Here is a 16,406-nt window from a genome sequence, read left to right as displayed (position 1 = left end):
GAAAACGCCGCCAGGTCTCTCCGCAGCTTGCGGGTGGCCAGCGAAGCGGCGGAAAGCCCTGCCACGGGATTGTAATAGCGCCGGGCTTTGAGTCAGAGGACCGCGGACATCAATGTGCCGCGGCCACCGGTCCCCAGCTGAATACGAGGAACTGCCCCGTGTCCGAAAACACTGTTAACACCCTGCCCGAAAACACCGACGCCGCCCCGGCCGTCGAAGACGAGAACACCGTACTCTTCACCGACTTCGGCCTCGACGGCCGTGTCCTGGCCGCGCTGACCGACGTCGGCTACGAAAAGCCCTCGCCCATCCAGGCCGCCACCATTCCCGTCCTGCTCGAAGGCCGCGACGTCGTCGGCCTGGCGCAGACCGGCACGGGCAAGACCGCAGCCTTCGCTGTTCCCGCCCTCTCCCGGATGGCCGAACTGCCGCCGACCAAGAACACCCAGATCCTGGTGCTGGCCCCCACCCGCGAGCTGGCCCTGCAGGTGGCCGAGGCCTTCTCCTCCTACGCCGCCCACATGGACGACTTCACCGTGCTGCCCGTCTACGGCGGCTCCGCGTACGGGCCCCAGCTGGCCGGCCTGCGCCGCGGCGCCCAGGTGGTTGTCGGTACCCCCGGCCGCGTGATCGACCACATCGAAAAGGGCTCGCTGGACCTGTCCGAACTCCAGTACCTGGTGCTGGACGAGGCCGACGAGATGCTGCGCATGGGCTTCGCCGAAGAGGTCGACCAGATCCTCTCCAAGACCCCGGAAAGCAAGCAGGTTGCCCTGTTCTCGGCGACCATGCCGACCGCCATCCGCCGGATCGCGAAGAAGTACCTGAAGGACCCGGCCGAGATCACGGTCAAGGCCAAGACCACCACGGGCACCAACACCCGCCAGCGCTACCTGCAGGTCATGGGCCCGCACAAGCTGGATGCCATGACCCGTATCTTGGAAGCCGAAGATTTCGACGGCGTCATCGCCTTCGTGCGCACCAAGATGGCTACCGAGGACCTGGCCGACAAGCTCAAGGCCCGCGGCTATCGCGCCGCCGCCATCAACGGCGACATCCCGCAGCAGCAGCGTGAGCGCACCGTCGAGGCCCTGCGCGACGGCAAGATCGACATTTTGGTCGCCACGGACGTCGCCGCCCGCGGGCTGGACGTCGAGCGCATCACCCTCGTGGTCAACTACGACATCCCGCACGACACCGAGTCCTACGTGCACCGCATCGGCCGCACCGGCCGTGCGGGCCGCTCGGGCGACGCCATCCTGTTCATGACCCCGCGCGAGAAGTACCTGCTGCGGGCGATCGAGAAGGCCACCCGCCAGCCCGTCGAGCAGATGCACCTGCCCTCGGCGGAGACCATCAACAACCTGCGGATGCGCAAGTTCGCGGAACAGATCACCGAGACCCTGGCGTCCGAGGACGTCTCGATCTTCCGCGACCTGATCGCGAACTACGAGACCGAGCACGACGTGCCGGCCGCCGAGATCGCGGCCGCGCTGGCGGTCATGGCCCAGGGCGGTCGCCCGCTGCTGGTCCAGGACCTGCCCGAGGCACCCAAGGGCCAGCGCGAGCGTGCCGGCGGCGGACGCGACGCCATGAATTCGCGCGGCCCGTCCCGCACGCTGACCGAGGGTAACGCTACTTACCGGATTGCCGTGGGGCGCCGGAACCGCGTGATGCCCGGGTCGATCGTCGGCGCCATCGCCAACGAGGGCGGCCTGTCCGCCGCGCAGATCGGCGGCATCGACATCCGCTCCGACCACTCGCTGGTCGAGCTGCCCGCGGACCTGAGCAAGGACCAGCTGCGCGCGCTGTCCAAGACCCGCATCGGCGGCGAGCTGATCCACCTGGAGCTGGATGGCGGCCGCAAGCCGCGCCGGGACCGCGACGACGTCGCCGGCGGACACCGCGGCGGCTTCCGCAGCGACCGGGGCGACCGGCCGTTCAAGAAGAAGTTCGAAAGCGACCGCCCCTACAAGAAGAAGTTTGAGGGCGACCGTCCGTACAAGACCGACGGCGAACGCAGCTTCAGCGGCGACCGCTCCGACCGTGGATTCGGCGGGGAGCGCAGCGACCGCGGCTTTGGTGCCGCGCGCAAGCCGCGCCACACCCGCGGCTAGCCTCCGCGCAGGCCGCGCCACACCCGCGGTGCTCGCCTGGCCGGTTTGGCTCTCAGCCAGGAACCCCTCCCGGGGCACTTGTCATTGCACAGGTGCCCCGGAGGCATTTAACGTCCCTGCCGCTTTCATGCAACGGCCCCGCCACGTTCAACCAGCCGGCCGGGTGCCGGAAACCACCGTGGAGGCGTGCTCCTCGGAACGGGCGATGGCCGGAACCAGTCCGCGCGCTTCGAAGGCCCCGGCCGCTGCCTCCGCCTGCCGCTCACTCGTTTCCACCAGCACCGACCCGCCCGGCGCGAGCCAGTCCGGCGCCCCCGCCGCGACCCGCCGCATGACAGCCAGGCCGTCAGGGCCGCCGTCGAGCGCCCACGGTGCTTCGTGGAGGCGGGCTTCGGGCGGCAGCAACGTGATCTCCTCTGTGGGCACGTAGGGGACGTTCGCCGCCAGCACGTCGACGCGGCCGCGCAATGCCGCGGGCAGGGCCGCGTACAGGTCGCCCGCGTGCACCTGTGCCCCCGGCAGGTTCGCGCGCGCGCACGCCACCGCCGCCGGATCCACATCTGCGGCGTGCAGTTCGCTGGGCCTGAGCAGTGCGGCCAGTGCCGCCGCCACGGCCCCCGAACCACAGCACAAATCGACGACGACGGCGGTGGGCACAGGGGCCAAGGCCGCGGCCTGCCGGACCAGGAACTCGGTCCTCCGCCGGGGGACGAAAACCCCGGGGGCAACGCGAATGCGCAGGCCACAGAACCCGGCCCAGCCCAGGACTTGTTCCAGGGGCGTCCCGGCTGCCCGCTGTTCCACCCTGGCGGAAATTTCTTCCCGGGGACCGCCCTCGGCGAGCAGCAGGTCGGCCTCTTCCTCGGCGAAGACGCAGCCTGCCGCGCGCAGCCGGGAGGCGATGTCGTCCCGGCCCCATGGCTGGGAAACCTGCATGTCGAGTCCTTTCGAATGACGCCAGAGTACCCTTTCGTCCGCGTCCGCTGGCCGCCTCGGTGTGATCTTGGCTGCAGTTCATGCGCCCGAAACGCCACCGGGGACAGGCCGCCCGGGGCTGTCCGCGGAGGAGACCGCCGTCGGACGTGTGGCCTTCACCACGGGGCACCATTTCGATTTCTTCCAGAGGGGAATTGCTGGTAATGTATTTCTCCGTTGCCCCCCTAGCTCAGTGGTAGAGCGCGTTCTTGGTAAGAACGAGGTCACCGGATCGATTCCGGTGGGGGGCTCTGAATGGCAAAGCCCGCGTCTGCGTCGCGAGACGCAGCGCGGGCGCTGCCATTCGTGGCGGTGTAGCTCAGCTGGTTAGAGCGCACGACTCATAATCGTGAGGTCCCCGGATCGAGTCCGGGCACCGCTACCAAGACCCTGAGGGGCCCGATCGGAACTTTGGTTCCGGCCGGGCCCCTCGGCTGTTAAACGCCCCCGCTGGCCCCGAAGGCCGGCCCCGCGACCGCAGCCGGCGGGGTCAGGGGAACTCTCACGTCGTTTACTAGAGTGGACGCCATGCCCGCCCTGTATCTCGCCCACGGCATCGCCTGGACCCCCGCGGGCCCCCGGCTGCGCCTGGCAACTCCGGACGGCACGCCGAAAGACCTGCCCGTGACGCAGGGGTCGAGGCTGGGCTTCCGCGTGATGGACCCCCAACGCTACTGCCTGGGCAGCCACCGGGTACTTTCCGCCGCGGAGCGCACGCATGTGCCGTGCCGGCTGCAGGCTCCGGCGGAGCGGGGTCACCAATGTGTGAACTGCTTCCTCAATGACGACCTGCGCTTCATGCATGACAGCCACCGTAGCGGCCGGGCTCCCGAGGGGCTGCTGGCCTACCTCGCCCAACCCCATTGGCTGTATGTGGCGACGTTTGCCAACGGTGCCAGCAAGGTGGGCACGGCGGCTCACGTGCGGAAATCGTTGCGGCTGGCCGAACAAGGCGCGGTGGCCGCCCGTTACGTCGCCCGGGCGCGCGACGGACGGGTGGTGCGGGTACTTGAGGACGCGGTCTCGGGAAACACCGCCCTGACGCAAGCCGTGCGCAGCGCCGCCAAGTTCACCGGGCTGCTGGCGCCGCTGCCGGTGCCCGAGGTGGACCGGCTCAACTCCGGCCATGCTGCCGCTGTGCGCGAACTGCTGCCTGCCGTTCAACTGGAGGGCTTCGACGTCGTCGACGAACAATGGCAGGTCCCGGAGCTGGCGGCACCGGTGCTGGAGGAGGGCATCAAGAGGGGCTATCCGGGTAGCTTTGCCTCGGGCGACCACGGGTTCATCGTGGAGGGCCTCCTGGGCAGCGTCGCGGCCGCGCGGCTGCAGGATGGCGGCCCGCTCTTCTTGGTGGACCTGGGCGGGGTGAAGGGCCGCCGCATCGCCGTCGGCGACTTCGCCTCGGAGCAGCCCGTCATCCAGGAACAGCTGTTTTAGGCGATCGGCAGGCGTTGCCCGGAGTCCGCAGTCCCGCACGGCTCCGCGGTTCGGCTGGCAGGGGGCGTGGCCGGTAACCTTGACGTATGAATCCTTGGGATCTTGGCTCGCCGCTGTACCGCAAGCTGGTCATCTCTGCCATGGTGCTGATCGGCGTCGGGATCCTCCTGTCTGTCATCGCCGCGTCGGCGAGCATCCAATGGCTGATCTGGGCTGCACTGGCCGCCATCATCACGGGTTTGCTGACCCACCTGGCCGGGCTGCTGGTCCGGTTCCGCGACGCCCGGGCCCGGCAGGCAGCCGCCCACCCGCGGGGCACACGGCCAGCGAAGCGTCGATAGTCCCATCCACTCCATCTGAAGGAGATCCATGTCCGAACATGCCGGGGTCAACCCCGACCTCGCCGGCCGCACCTACCCGGCCGGCCCCGCCTACATCGTGGGCCGCGAGAAGATCCGGGAGTTCGCATCGGCGGTCAAGGCCACGCATCCAGCGCACTTCAACGTCGAAGCCGCGCAGGAACTGGGCTATGTCGATCTGGTGGCTCCGCCCACCTTCGCCATCATCGTGGCCCAGCGTGCGGACGCCCGGCTGATCGAGGACCCGGATTCCGGGATCGATTTCTCCCGTGTGGTCCATGCTGACCAGCGGTTCGTGCACCACCGGCCGATCGTCGCCGGCGACGAACTGGTGGCCGAGTTGCACGTTGACCAGGTGCGAGCGATGGGCGGCGGCGCCATGATCACCACCCGGGCGGAAATCAGCACCGTCGCCGGCGAGAAAACGGCCACCACCACGTCGTCGATCCTGGTGAGAGGGGAAGGCCAGTGAGCGTTGAACTGAACGAACTGACTGTTGGACAGGACATTGGCTCACGGAGCATTGAGGTTTCCCGCGCGGACCTGGTCAGGTATGCCGGAGCGTCCGGCGACTTCAACCCGATCCACTGGAACGGACGCTTCGCCGAGCAGGTAGGCCTCCCCGGCGTCATCGCGCATGGCATGTTCACCATGGGTGCCGCGGTGCAGCTGGTGACGGACTGGATCGGCAACCCGGCCGCCGTCGTCGACTACCAGACGCGCTTCACGAAGCCGGTCCTCGTGGAAGATCTCGACGGACCCGGCGCCACAATCGACGTCAGCGGCGCCATCGGGGCCATCGACCAGGACAACGGCACGGCGCGGGTCGACCTCACCGTAACCGCTGCAGGCGTGAAGGTGCTGGTCAAAGCCCAGGCGGTCGTCAAGATTTGGTAAACCGCACCGCGCCCACAGCGGGTGGGAGGCCCGCACCGTGACTGAAACGATTCTTGCGCCGCTGACTACGGTCGGTGTGGGCGGTCCAGCCCGGCAATTCATTGAAGCAGGCTCCGAGTCCGAGATCATCGAGGCCGTCCGTGCCGCCGACGAGTCCGGAGACCACCTGCTCGTCATTGGCGGCGGGTCCAACCTCGTGATTTCCGACGACGGTTACCCCGGCACCGTGGTGGCCATCGCCAACCGCGGCTACAGCGTCCGCGAGGATGACGGCGCCGTCGGACTAACGGTGCAGGCGGGCCACCCATGGGACGAGCTGGTGGCGCTGACGGTCGACAACGGGTGGGCCGGGCTGGAGGCCCTCTCCGGCATTCCCGGACTGACCGGGGCAACGCCCGTTCAGAACGTCGGCGCTTACGGATCCGATGTCTCGCAGACCATCGTCCGGGTGCGAACCTGGGATCGTAAGACCGGGTCCGTCCGGGAATTCGCGAACCGCGACCTCACCTTCGGCTATCGGGATTCGGTCCTGAAACAAAGCACGTCCAATGGATCTCCACGCTTCGTGGTACTGGAAGTCGAGTTCCGCCTGGCCCCCAGCCGTCAGAGCCTTCCGGTCCGTTACGCCGAGCTGGCACGCGTGCTGGGTGTCGACGTCGGAGGCGTGGCCAAGGCCGCCGACGTTCGCCGTGAGGTACTCCGGCTCCGCGCCTCCAAGGGCATGGTCCACGATTTAGCCGACCGGGATACGTTCAGCACGGGCTCGTTCTTCACGAACCCCATCGTCGACATGGACACGGCGGCGAAGCTGCCGGCTGATGCGCCACGCTGGCCGGCCGAGGACAAGGCCAAGCTAAGTGCTGCCTGGCTGATTGACCACGCGGGCTTTTCGAAGGGCTTTGGGCTTTCGGGAACGTCAAACGGTCCCCTCAGCGGCTACGAGGTGGCGGGCGGCCGCGCCTCGCTTTCGACCAAACACACGTTGGCGATTACCAATCGCGGCGGTGCCAGCGCCGAGGATATCCTCGCGATTGCACGCGTAGTCCGGGACGGAGTTGAACGGTCCTTCGGGATCCGGCTTCAGCCTGAGCCCCTTCTGATTGGCTGCAGTCTGTAGCTGCAGTTCTCTTGGTCGCCTGGCTGCCGGTTTAGTCCACGGCACGTTGTGAGCGCCCGGGGCGCCGGCTGTCCGCCCTCCGCCCTCCGGACACCGGGTGTTGCGCGGTGCCCGCATGAGTGCGCCTATGAATGCCCGGCCGCTTCGGACACGAGGTCGTCGTCCGCCAGCGCAGGTTCCTGCCGCGTGAGGTGGGTGAAGTAGGCCGCTGTGCCTGCCAAGGCCACGAGGCCTCCGCGTGCGAAGGCCTCGCGCTGGAACCGGGAGCCCGTGCCTCGCGCCTGGACCTCCTGGCATAGGAGCCCGATGTCGGTCTCGTCCCCGGCGTCGGCAAGGGCCTGCCGGGTGTGCTCCAAGAGCAGGGAGATCACGGTGTCGGCACGGCAAGGAACGCCGGTGAGTGGATGCAGGAGATTGCCGGCGATGCCCCAGCGGCTGGCTTGCCAAGCGGACAACCGGAGTACCGACGCCGGAACCGGTGCAGGGGGCAACCCGGACCTCCACTCTCTCGTCGCCGTCTCCACGAGTGCCCTGGACAATCCGGCGATCAACACTGTGTCGCTGGCCTGAAGGCAGACATCGGCCACCCGGATCTCGACCGTCGGGTGCTTGTGGGACAGCCGCGCGTCGAGATAAAGCATGGCGTGGTCGAGTACGACGCCGCTGTCCAAGGCACGCCGGAGCGAGCGGTGGTAGGCGGCAGCCGAGCCGAATATTTCCGAAGGCCCGGTGCCCGGCCAGCGCAACCAAGCCTGGGTTCTGAAACCGGCATACCCAGTGTCGCGGCCCTGCCAGAACGGGGAATTGCTGCTGAGGGCGGCGAGTACGGGAAGCCAAATCCGAATGCGGTCCAGCACAGCTACGCCCTCCTCCTCAGAATCCACGCTGACGTGGACATGGCAGCTGGAGGTCAAGGACTCTTCTGCGGTCAGCCCGAACTGCGCCCTCAGTGCCTGGACGCGGGTATCAGGAGCTGGATGCGGTGCGGCCGGCGACGGCGATGTGGCCAGCGCAACGGCCCTTGCTCCGGACGCGCGGGCACAAGCGTCGGCCAAGGCTCGTCCGGCCAGAATCTCGGCTGCCAGATCGGACAAGGCTGCGCGGGGCGGGGAGATGACCTCGATCTGTTCCTGCTGGAGTTCGGTTGCGAGCGTCGGGCCGGTTGAGGCAGAGGCAGCAGCGACTTCCTTTTGCCCAGATTGCTGGGCTTCTCCCGCTGTGAGCCGATACTGGTCCATGACGGCTGCCGAGCGCGGCACAGACAGGCCCGTGGCGGGGTCGACCAGCAGTAGCTCCTCTTCGACACCGAAAGTGCGCATGCAACCACCTTTCGCCGGGCTTGTGTTGAGGGTGACGGCCGGGATGCCGCTGCTTAGCCGGGCTCACCAAGAGAGTACGTGCGGGAAGCCGGGCGGTCCACAGCGGCAACCGAACCTCGCCTCACTTCGTTGGCGATCCCCAAGAGGTGTGTGCGGACTCGGCGTCGTGCGTCCAGCCGCGCCGAGCGGGAGGTCCTCGGACATTCGGCGACCCTGTCTGGCGAGGCATGCTCCTAGGGAAGGTCTTCCCGTCCGATCGTCGCGTCAGCCTGCGGGTCTTCGACCTGCGGCGCTCCTGCCGGTCGTGGAATGCGCTGCCGTTCGGCGCGGCGCTTGGAATGTGCGGAAAGCTCGTCATGCCGAATCATGAAGCGGATGATGCTCGGGCGAAGCGCACGAAGATTGACCAGCCCGCTGCCGCAAAGCCAGCAGACCAGTCGGTAGCTGTGGTTCACTTGGACCAACCGGTCGGTACCGTGGTCCATGAGCCAATCGGGCGACAAAAACTCATGCATGGGTGGCAGCAAATGATCGGCGGGCAGTAGCCGCGCGAACGCATCCCGCGGTTCGAAGCACTGTTCCAACTGGAGCATCATCCACCATTCTTCGGAGAGGTAGGCAGGACCGCAGGTCTCCAGGAAGCGCCGAAGGTGAGCCTCCAACCTGAGTGAGCGGTCGAGCTGGATTGGTCTTACCTGACGTTGTTGGACGAAGAACTCCCGTAGCACGTCGTCGACTCGCGCCTTGGGCCTCGCATACCTGGTCACTGTTGAATCCTCTTGCTATGGGTTTCGCTTCATGTCGGTTGGAGCAGTGGGGCGTTTAGAACGGTGGCGGGGTGTTGTCCCATGGGCCGTCCGTGGCTTCGTCGACGCCATCACCGCTGGTCTCATTCCGCGGACTGATTGCCCCGTTGGCTCCGTTTTCCGTGGCTTCTTCTGCGCCGGGGGCTGAGGGGAGCGTGAGCGTCCAGCCTTCGTCGGGGGTGGTGGTGTGGGTGTGGCCGGAGCGGGTGGTGAAGTGGAGGGTCCCGTCGGGGTCCTGGGTGACGGTTCCGCCGCCGTGGTGTTTGGTTTTGTGCCCGGGTTTGCATCTGGCGCTGAGATTTTCGATGACTGTTTTGCCGCCGTCTTCCCAGGCGATGGTGTGGTCGATGTCGCATTGGTCGGCGGGGACGGTGCAGCCGTAGTCGCGGCAGTGGCGGTCGCGTAGCCGGACGAGGCGTTTGAGCCATTCGGGCGGGTGGCGCAGGTCTTTGGCGACGGCGGCTGCCTTGCCATAGTCATCGGTGAGCACGATCAACCAGGACTTGGCGAGCGCGGCAAGGTCGCGGGTCATGCCGGGCGGGATCGGCCCGTAGCCGGTGAGGTCGCCGGGTTCTTCGGCGAGCCGGAGCAGGGTGTGCAGGGGCGCGGTGACGGCGACCGAGGCGGTCACATTCCCGGCACCGCAGGTACAGGGCCCCTGCCCTGCCGTCCCTCCGGCTGCCGTGTTTCGGGCGGTGCACGCCGCAACTTCCGCGTCCGGGATTTTTGGGCCGGTTTTCTCGGGGGCGCCAGGTGGAGCGGCTGCCGTTGTCATTGCCGTTGCGTTCGTTACAGAGCCGAGCACGGTCCCGGATCCGGCAGCAGTTCCGGAACGGCTTGCTGCTCTCGGTCCGGCTGCTCCCTGGTTGGCGACTGTTTCGCCGCCGGTGATTCCGGTAGTTGCCGCGGCTGTGTCGCCGGCGGCGGTTCCGGTTGTGAAGGTGTCTGTGGCGGGCTGGTAGGCGTGGCCGGGGTAGCGCAGGAGCATGTCGGTGAACACGTCGGCGCGGAGTTGGCCCAGGGTGCGGGTTTCGTCGACGGTTTGGAGTTTGCGGGCGTGGGCCTGCATCAGGTTGTAGGCGAGCAGCGCTTTGTCGGCGCTGGTGCGGATGTAAAGTTCGGCCATCCCGTCGTCCTGGGGCTGGTAGTGGACGGTGCGGCGTTCCATCGCGGCCCGGTGCCGGATCTCGAGGGGTTCGGGGTGCAGCCGGTCGCGGACTGTGCGGGCCCTGGCCTGGACGGATTCCAGGGTGATAATCCCGGCGCCGGGAACAACGCGGGCCTCGTAGCCGGCCAGGACCTCGGGCGGCAGGCCGGCGCCTTTGCGGGCGATGGCGGTGGCGCGGGGCAGGTCGAGGTCGCCGGCGTCGAGGGCGGTGAGGGTGGCGGGCAGGCAGGTGGCGATCTGGTGTGCGTCGGCCAGTTCCGCGGCCGCGCGTTGGCGGGGCACGGCCAGGATGGGTGCGAGCTCGGCGGCGGCGTGCCGGCAGATCCCGTCCGGTGCCCCGGCGTCGGGCCCGGTTGCCGGGCGGAGCACGGCCAGGCGGTGCACGGCCCGCAGCCGGCGGGACTGGGTCCAGGCCTCGTGTTTGCGCACCGCCTGGAGGTAGTCGAGGGTCGACCAATCGTCCAGGGCCGCGGGGTCGGTGCCGGCGAGCAGGCCGGCCAGTTCCGCCGGTCCCAGGTCCTGCCAGTCGTCCGCCCACCCCCGCGGGACCGGTGCCGGTTCGGCGGAACCATTGTCCGGCGCGGCACCATCGTCGGACGCGGCAGGGGTACCGGAGGATTCCTCCGGCTCCTGCGCATTGTCCAACGGTTCCGCTGCCATACTTCAACGCTACGCAGCCCACGCCGCGGGTAGAACGGGTCTTCGATGAAAGTGCACAACCTGCCGTCGACACCTGCCTGTGTAGGACAACTCAGCCGGCGGATGGCTGAACGGGGAACCGTCATTCCCCTGTGTAGGACAACTGAGCAGGCGGACGGCTGAACGGGGAGCCGACCTTGCCCGTGCAGGACAAGTCGGAAGGCGAACGATTCGAAGCGGAGCCGTCCACTGCCTGTGGAGGACGGCGTCCCCTGCATAGTGTCCTGATGTGGACAGCTCAGGATACGGCGTAGCGGGACTTCCATGGGCAGCCTGCGCCGCCGGAAAAGCGAACTGCCACCAGCGGGAGCCCACCCCTACAACAGCAGGAGCCCGTCCCCAAAGGGACGGGCTCCTCGTGGCTCATGGCTTCCGCCGGCCTCGGGCGGCAGGTCCTAAAGGTTGCCGGTGGCGATGCGCAGCATGCGGCGCAACGGCTCCGCCGCGCCCCACAGGAGCTGGTCGCCCACGGTAAAGGCGCTGATGTACTCGGGACCCATTTCCAGCTTGCGGATACGGCCTACCGGGATCTCGAGCGTGCCGCTGGCCGCCACCGGCGTCAGGTGCTCCATGGTGGCTTCCTTGGTATTGGGAACCACGCGGGACCACTCGTTGTCGGCGTCGATGATCCGCTCGATTTCGGCCACCGGCAGGTCCTCGGTGAGCTTCAATGTCAGGGCCTGCGAGTGCGACCGCATGGCGCCGATGCGGACGCACAGGCCGTCGAACGGGATCCGCTTGTCGTCGCTCAAGCCCAGGATCTTGTTGGTCTCGGCGGGGGCTTTCCATTCTTCCTTGGACTGTCCGTTGCCCAGGTCCTTGTCGATCCACGGGATCACGGAACCGGCCAGCGGCACGCCGAACTGGGAAGCATCCAGTTCGGGGCTGCGCTGCTGGGCGAGGATCTTGCGGTCGATTTCCAAGATGGCGGAGGAGGGCTGCGCCAGCTCGTCGGCCACCGCGGCGTTCAGCGTACCGAACTGGTTCAGCAGTTCGCGCATGTGCCGGGCGCCGCCGCCGGAGGCCGCCTGATAGGTCATGGACGTGCCCCACTCGACGAGGCCGTTCTTGAACAGTCCGCCCAGGCCCATGAGCATGCAGGAGACGGTGCAGTTGCCGCCGATGAATTCCTTCACGCCCCGCGCCAGGCCGGCGTCGATCACGTCGCGGTTGACCGGGTCCAGCACGATGATGGAGCTGTCCTGCATCCGCAGGGTGGACGCCGCGTCTATCCACAGGCCGTCCCAGCCGGCGTCGCGCAGCTTCGGGTACACCTCGGCGGTGTAGTCGCCGCCCTGCGCCGTCAGGATGATCGGCAGCTTTGCCAGCGTCTCGATGTCGTACGCGTCCTGCAGCTTGCCCGCACCCGCGGCGAAGGACGGAGCGTCGCCGCCGGCGTTCGACGTGGAGAAAAACACGGGGTTGATGAGGTCGAAGTCGCCTTCATCCTGCATGCGCTGCATGAGGACGGAGCCGACCATGCCGCGCCAACCGATCAGGCCGACGGACTGGGCAGATGAAGTGGCTGCTGGGGAAGTCATGCATTCCATTTTACGGACCGGGTCAATTTAAGCGCTGTGAGTTACACAAGGTAGGCGCTGCGGGTTACACAAAGTAGGCGCGGCGGCTTACACGAGGTGGCGCTGTGAGTTGCACAGAGTGGGTGGAGCGCAAGCGTCACCATGACGACGGCGTTGCCCGGCGCCGGCAATTCCATAGGCCCGGCCTGTCCGCTCCGGCCGGGCCTACACGTAGGGCCTTAGCGCTCCTACTCCGGGCCGCGGACCCAGAGCGAGATGCGGTAGCGGGTGCCGTTGGCCGCGGTGTGCCAGTCCTCGGTGGGGCTGACGCCCTCGAACTTCCATTCCGGGCCGAGCTGGGGGGCGTACGTGTCGCCGTCCGTCTCCAGGTCGATGACCGTCACCGAGGCCGCGTTCGCGTGCTGCCTGGCGAGGTTGAAGATCTCGCCGCCGCCCAGGATCCAGATTTGGTCGCTGCCCGGGCTGGCCGCCGCCTCCGCCAGGGCGTCTTCGATGGTTTCGACGACGACGGCGCCCGCAGCGGCCAGCTGCCCGCGCAGTTCCGGCCTCCGGCTGACCACGATGTTGGTGCGCCCCGGCAGCGGCCGGTACTTGTCGGGAAATGACTCCCAGGTCTTGCGTCCCATGATCACCGGATGGTTCAGCGTGGTCCGCTTGAAGTGTGCCAGGTCCTCGGGCAGGTGCCAGGGCATGCCGCCGTCGCGGCCGATGACGCCGTTGCTGGTCTGTGCCCAGATCATCCCGACCACCGGAGCGGAGAGCGCCCCGGTCCGTCCGGCCCCGAGTACGGCTTCGGCGACGCTGTCCGGGTACGGGCGCGCGGCTGGGTGGTCGGCGCTCATACGGCCACCGGTGCCTTAATGGCCGGGTGGTGCTGGTAGCCGGCCACCTCGAAGTCCTCCAGCGAGTAGTCGAAGATGCTCTCGGGCTTCCGCAGGATGTTGAGCGTGGGGTAGGGGTACGGGGCGCGCGACAGCTGCTCGCGGACCTGGTCCACGTGGTCGTCGTAGACGTGCACGTCGCCGCCGGTCCACACGAAGTCGCCCGGTTCCAGGCCCACCTGCTGGGCCAGCATCAGGGTGAGCAGCGCGTAGGAGGCGATGTTGAACGGCACGCCCAGGAACATGTCGGCGCTGCGCTGGTACAGCTGGCAGGACAGCCGGCCGTCCGCCACGTAGAACTGGAAGAACGCGTGGCACGGCGGCAAGGCCATGTTCTTGATCTCGGCCACGTTCCACGCGGATACGATGTGGCGGCGCGAATCCGGATTGTTCTTCAGGTCATCGACCAGCTGGGCGATCTGGTCGATGTGTCCGCCGTCGGGCGTGGGCCAGGACCGCCACTGCACCCCGTAGACCGGGCCGAGCTCGCCGTCGGCGTCCGCCCATTCGTTCCAGATCTTGACCCCGCGCTCCTGCAGCCATTTCACGTTCGAGTCGCCGCGCAGGAACCACAGCAGCTCCAGCGCCACGGACTTGAAGTGCACGCGCTTGGTGGTGATCAGCGGGAACCCCTGGGCCAGGTCGTAACGGAGCTGGCGGCCGAAGACGCTGCGGGTGCCGGTGCCGGTGCGGTCGAATTTGGCCCGGCCGTTGGCCATGACGTCGCGCAGCAGGTCCTCGTACGGGGTGGGAATCGCGTTCACAGCGTCCAGTGTAGTTGAGGGGTGCTGCGGCGGCTGCCGAGGGACGGCAGGCTCACGGTGCGTCCGGTGCGTCCGGTGCGAACCCGCGCGGGCGCCGCAACTGGCCGCGAACCAGGTTCAGGACCGTCTCATCGTCCAGTCCCGCGTCGCGGGCGGCGCGCACCAAATGTACGACGGCGAGGCCCACCTCGGCGGATCCCGCTGCGGTTTGGTGCGTGGCGGCTGCCGTGTCAGCCACGGTAGTGCCATGGCGCCGGCGGCTGACGAGCAGGCCCGCGGCCTCAAGCTCCTTGTACGCACGGGCCACGGTGCCGGCGGCCACACCCAGATCTGCGGCCAGGCTGCGCACCGGGGGCAGGCGTTGTCCGGCAGCCAAGGTGCCGACGGCGATGAGCGAGGCGACCTGGCTGCGGATCTGTTCGTACGGGGGAGTCGGTGCCGCCAGATCCACCCGGATCTGGGTGCTCACGGTGTGCGGTCCTGGCGAACAGCGGGCTCGTCGCGGTCCCGGCCGAGGTCGCGCGGCCCGCCGACGGCGTTGCCGGAGGGCTGCGTGACGGGGTGGCCGACATAGCTGGCCATCGAACGGCGCGGCCGCGATGCTCCCGGTAGAAGCGCCAGCACGATGGCGGCCAGGTAGAGCACGGCCGTGGTGATGCGGAGCGCTGTATGCAGGCCGGGGGAAAGCTGGTGGAGGTAGGACGAGATGCCGCCGTCCAGGAACCAGCCCCAGGCCGCCGGATGGGCGTTGAGCAGTTGGGCGGTCAGGGCGAACAGCCCGCCGGCGGTCATCCGCGCAACGCGGAAGCCGGAAACGCAGCGGAGCAAGTTGTCCGCCTCCGGCGTTGCCTCGAACAGCGGGGGACGGCGGTGCACCAACAGGACGGCCGCTGCCCCGAGCATGGGCAGGGCAAGACCGGCCACGGCGAAGGCTGCCAGCAGGTCGGGCTGTCGGCCCGGGGCGGCGGCGTTGAAGCCGATGGCGACGGCCAGCAGCACCGCGCCGGCGGCAACGGCGGCAAGGAGCGGGCGCGGAACCAGCCGGGTCGCAGGCATCATCCGGTCGTAAGAGGGCGGGCCGGAAGTGGCTTGGTCGGACGATCTGGTGTGGCCGCGCCAGAGCCGAACTTCCCCGGCTGCGACAACGGCCAAAAACACGGCCACCGGCACCGCAAACGCCAGAGGCAGCAATAGTAAGGGCGAAGCAGGGAAGATGGGGTTCCCGTCGTCGGAGACGGTGGCCGGCTGGACCGCGAAACCGGCCCACCCACCGACAGCAACCAGCGCAACTGCGGTGAAGACCATCGCGACGGTATGCATGGACTCCGTGATCTCCTGCCCCGCGGCATAGCTGCCGCGGTAGATGACCGGACGGCCCGGAGTGCCGTCGGGGGCCAGCTGGGGAGGGCGCCACAGGGCCATGGCGATCATCAGCGTGACCGTGAGCCAGCCTGCCAGTTGCTGGGCGGGTTCCCAGCCGGTGGCCGGTGCCGGTCCGTCGAGGATGAGGGCCGGCGCCTGGTGATTGGCGAAGCTGACTGCCATGGTGCCGAGCGTGGCGAAGAGCAAGGTGGCCGTGCGGAACAATCGATTGATGAGGATGCGCCGCAAGATGTCGTTGTCCTCGCGGTTGAGCGAGTCCACGGAGCGTCTGCGCACGACGACCGCCGTCGCCGCGGCGACGCCGGCCGCGAGCGTCAGGATGCCGATCAGCAGGATCGGGGCAAAGTAGCTGCCGGGCTGGCGGCCGTTGTGCCCGCCGGAGACCTCAACACCGGCGAAGGATTGGGAACCGCTGAATCCGTCGATGCCCGGCAACTCCCGGACGACGATCGCCGCGATCACGGCCAGCACGGCCGCCGAAATCATGACTGAGAGCAGCGCCGAGGGGATGTAGTCGCGGATGCGCCGGATAGTGATGTCGGCGCGGCGGACCCTGCCGCGGGGCTTGGGCCAGGTGTATTGGCCGATGATGTAGATTCCGGCCAGGCTGACCAGCGGCACCAGGACGGTCAGCAGGTCAGCCGGCCAGGAAGGCGCCGGTGTATGTCCGGCGTAGTAGGCGGCCGGAATATCGCCGACCTTCGAGGCCGCAGACAGCCCGCTGGCGAAGAACGCGATGAGGGCCGTCCAGAACGCATGCATCCGGGCGGCGTCCAGTCCGGCCCCGTCCGATGGATCGGTGTCCACGCCGGAGCCCGCCTCCGCGAGGATGGCTGCACTGGCGCCGGCCCTGCCAGCGATGATCCGCAGCACGCCGTAGATGATGACGGCGCCGAACAGCAGGCCGGTGATGGTGCTGGTCAGTAAGTCCACGATCCCCCTC

Annotated in this window: 15 protein-coding genes and 2 tRNA genes; 8 read left to right on the top strand and 9 right to left on the bottom strand. The window is 68.2% G+C overall.

The genetic code is table 11. The features are described 5' to 3' along the window. The first annotated feature begins 158 nt into the window (after positions 1-158). A complete protein-coding gene (locus AC5RTY_RS01515; RefSeq protein WP_494012762.1) occupies positions 159-2,117 on the top strand; it encodes a DEAD/DEAH box helicase in 1,959 nt (652 codons plus the stop codon). Between the two features lie 147 nt (positions 2,118-2,264). On the opposite strand, the gene AC5RTY_RS01510 is transcribed toward AC5RTY_RS01515, so the two are convergent. After that, positions 2,265-3,053, bottom strand: coding sequence for a putative protein N(5)-glutamine methyltransferase (locus tag AC5RTY_RS01510; protein WP_494049522.1), 789 nt, complete (start codon positions 3,051-3,053; stop codon positions 2,265-2,267). A 218-nt stretch (positions 3,054-3,271) separates the two neighbouring features. Here AC5RTY_RS01510 and AC5RTY_RS01505 point away from each other — a divergent pair. The 7 genes from AC5RTY_RS01505 (at position 3,272) to AC5RTY_RS01475 (ending at position 6,902) form a co-directional block, all read left to right on the top strand. Further along, positions 3,272-3,343: transfer RNA gene (locus AC5RTY_RS01505), tRNA-Thr, on the top strand. A gap of 57 nt (positions 3,344-3,400) precedes the next feature. Continuing rightward, positions 3,401-3,477: transfer RNA gene (locus tag AC5RTY_RS01500), tRNA-Met, on the top strand. Positions 3,478-3,620: 143 nt separating this feature from the next. After that, positions 3,621-4,529: a DUF2797 domain-containing protein gene (locus tag AC5RTY_RS01495; protein ID WP_494012760.1), complete on the top strand. Its 909-nt coding sequence runs from the start codon at positions 3,621-3,623 to the stop codon at positions 4,527-4,529. An 86-nt stretch (positions 4,530-4,615) separates the two neighbouring features. Continuing rightward, the gene (locus AC5RTY_RS01490; protein WP_494000538.1) at positions 4,616-4,870 is read left to right on the top strand and encodes a hypothetical protein; all 255 of its coding nucleotides are present in this window, start codon (positions 4,616-4,618) and stop codon (positions 4,868-4,870) included. 28 nt (positions 4,871-4,898) lie between these two features. Then, the gene (locus AC5RTY_RS01485) at positions 4,899-5,360 is read left to right on the top strand and encodes an FAS1-like dehydratase domain-containing protein (RefSeq protein WP_494012759.1); all 462 of its coding nucleotides are present in this window, start codon (positions 4,899-4,901) and stop codon (positions 5,358-5,360) included. Then, the gene (locus AC5RTY_RS01480) at positions 5,357-5,785 is read left to right on the top strand and encodes a MaoC family dehydratase (protein WP_494000536.1); all 429 of its coding nucleotides are present in this window, start codon (positions 5,357-5,359) and stop codon (positions 5,783-5,785) included. The genes AC5RTY_RS01485 and AC5RTY_RS01480 overlap by 4 nt, the downstream gene beginning before the upstream one ends. Before the next feature lie 37 nt (positions 5,786-5,822). Then, positions 5,823-6,902: a UDP-N-acetylmuramate dehydrogenase gene (locus AC5RTY_RS01475; RefSeq protein ID WP_494012758.1), complete on the top strand. Its 1,080-nt coding sequence runs from the start codon at positions 5,823-5,825 to the stop codon at positions 6,900-6,902. Positions 6,903-7,027: 125 nt separating this feature from the next. On the opposite strand, the gene AC5RTY_RS01470 is transcribed toward AC5RTY_RS01475, so the two are convergent. The 8 genes from AC5RTY_RS01470 to AC5RTY_RS01435 all read right to left on the bottom strand — a co-directional run bounded on the left by AC5RTY_RS01470 (position 7,028) and on the right by AC5RTY_RS01435 (position 16,396). After that, the gene (locus tag AC5RTY_RS01470; RefSeq protein ID WP_494012757.1) at positions 7,028-8,221 is read right to left on the bottom strand and encodes a carboxylate-amine ligase; all 1,194 of its coding nucleotides are present in this window, start codon (positions 8,219-8,221) and stop codon (positions 7,028-7,030) included. 233 nt (positions 8,222-8,454) lie between these two features. Then, entirely contained in the window at positions 8,455-8,817 is a 363-nt protein-coding gene (locus tag AC5RTY_RS01465) for a hypothetical protein (RefSeq protein ID WP_494012756.1), read from the bottom strand. Positions 8,818-9,043: 226 nt separating this feature from the next. Then, positions 9,044-10,855, bottom strand: coding sequence for an HNH endonuclease signature motif containing protein (locus AC5RTY_RS01460; RefSeq protein ID WP_494012755.1), 1,812 nt, complete (start codon positions 10,853-10,855; stop codon positions 9,044-9,046). A 434-nt stretch (positions 10,856-11,289) separates the two neighbouring features. Continuing rightward, a complete protein-coding gene (asd, locus tag AC5RTY_RS01455; protein ID WP_494000531.1) occupies positions 11,290-12,435 on the bottom strand; it encodes an aspartate-semialdehyde dehydrogenase in 1,146 nt (381 codons plus the stop codon). A gap of 227 nt (positions 12,436-12,662) precedes the next feature. Continuing rightward, on the bottom strand, positions 12,663-13,277 hold the full coding sequence (locus AC5RTY_RS01450) for a dihydrofolate reductase (RefSeq protein WP_494012754.1): 615 nt from the start codon (positions 13,275-13,277) through the stop codon (positions 12,663-12,665). Then, positions 13,274-14,035, bottom strand: a complete 762-nt coding sequence (locus tag AC5RTY_RS01445) for a thymidylate synthase (RefSeq protein WP_494074922.1) — start codon at positions 14,033-14,035, stop codon at positions 13,274-13,276. The genes AC5RTY_RS01450 and AC5RTY_RS01445 overlap by 4 nt, the downstream gene beginning before the upstream one ends. A gap of 97 nt (positions 14,036-14,132) precedes the next feature. Next, positions 14,133-14,549: a GntR family transcriptional regulator gene (locus AC5RTY_RS01440; protein WP_494012753.1), complete on the bottom strand. Its 417-nt coding sequence runs from the start codon at positions 14,547-14,549 to the stop codon at positions 14,133-14,135. Beyond that, positions 14,546-16,396: a hypothetical protein gene (locus AC5RTY_RS01435; RefSeq protein ID WP_494138829.1), complete on the bottom strand. Its 1,851-nt coding sequence runs from the start codon at positions 16,394-16,396 to the stop codon at positions 14,546-14,548. The genes AC5RTY_RS01440 and AC5RTY_RS01435 overlap by 4 nt, the downstream gene beginning before the upstream one ends. Between the last annotated feature and the right edge of the window lie 10 nt (positions 16,397-16,406).

This window comes from Arthrobacter sp. Y3224055 (genome assembly GCF_059090825.1).
The sequence above is the reverse complement of the archived record's forward strand: the minus strand, read 5'-3'. Positions and strand labels throughout refer to the sequence as shown.

What these genes read in the sequence shown, in the direction of transcription:
- AC5RTY_RS01495 (WP_494012760.1), top strand. Translation starts at nt 3,621, where the DNA reads ATGCCCGCCCTGTATCTCGCCCACGGCATCGCCTGGACCCCCGCGGGC.
- AC5RTY_RS01450 (WP_494012754.1), bottom strand. Translation starts at nt 13,277, where the DNA reads ATGAGCGCCGACCACCCAGCCGCGCGCCCGTACCCGGACAGCGTCGCC.
- AC5RTY_RS01490 (WP_494000538.1), top strand. Translation starts at nt 4,616, where the DNA reads ATGAATCCTTGGGATCTTGGCTCGCCGCTGTACCGCAAGCTGGTCATC.
- asd (WP_494000531.1), bottom strand. Translation starts at nt 12,435, where the DNA reads ATGACTTCCCCAGCAGCCACTTCATCTGCCCAGTCCGTCGGCCTGATC.
- AC5RTY_RS01485 (WP_494012759.1), top strand. Translation starts at nt 4,899, where the DNA reads ATGTCCGAACATGCCGGGGTCAACCCCGACCTCGCCGGCCGCACCTAC.
- AC5RTY_RS01470 (WP_494012757.1), bottom strand. Translation starts at nt 8,221, where the DNA reads ATGCGCACTTTCGGTGTCGAAGAGGAGCTACTGCTGGTCGACCCCGCC.
- AC5RTY_RS01510 (WP_494049522.1), bottom strand. Translation starts at nt 3,053, where the DNA reads ATGCAGGTTTCCCAGCCATGGGGCCGGGACGACATCGCCTCCCGGCTG.
- AC5RTY_RS01460 (WP_494012755.1), bottom strand. Translation starts at nt 10,855, where the DNA reads ATGGCAGCGGAACCGTTGGACAATGCGCAGGAGCCGGAGGAATCCTCC.
- AC5RTY_RS01445 (WP_494074922.1), bottom strand. Translation starts at nt 14,035, where the DNA reads ATGGCCAACGGCCGGGCCAAATTCGACCGCACCGGCACCGGCACCCGC.
- AC5RTY_RS01465 (WP_494012756.1), bottom strand. Translation starts at nt 8,817, where the DNA reads ATGATGCTCCAGTTGGAACAGTGCTTCGAACCGCGGGATGCGTTCGCG.